This window comes from Vogesella mureinivorans, from assembly GCF_007644035.1.
GTDB classification, from domain to species: Bacteria; Pseudomonadota; Gammaproteobacteria; order Burkholderiales; family Chromobacteriaceae; genus Vogesella; species Vogesella mureinivorans.
Genome location: NZ_VMTV02000211.1, coordinates 1 through 314, shown reverse-complemented (window position 1 = coordinate 314; position 314 = coordinate 1). Strand labels below are relative to the sequence as shown.

Here is a 314-nt window from a genome sequence, read left to right as displayed (position 1 = left end):
CGGGCGGGTGGAAAAATGGGCGGTCAGCGGCAAACTCGCGGCGGTCGAAATGCCCCGTCCTTGCGGCACGATGGCGATTGCCGCTGGGTCGCTTTGGGTTGCGGAATGCACCACCAAGCAGGTCTACCGCATCGACCTCGCCAAGGCCGAGTTGCAGACGATGATTCCGACCGGTCTGGCCGACCCCCGCGGCGAAACGAACGTGGTGGCAGGCGCCGGCTCGGTCTGGGTGGCGAGCGACCCTGCAGGCAAGGTCGCGCGGATTGACCCTGCTACCAATGCGATCATCGCCGAGATCGCGGTCGCACCCGAAA

Annotated in this window: 1 protein-coding gene; it reads left to right on the top strand. The window is 66.2% G+C overall.

The annotated features are described in order from the left end of the window. Positions 1 to 314, top strand: a 314-nt coding sequence (locus FLQ44_RS23560) for an NHL repeat-containing protein (RefSeq protein ID WP_206208740.1), incomplete at both ends; no start/stop codon positions are given.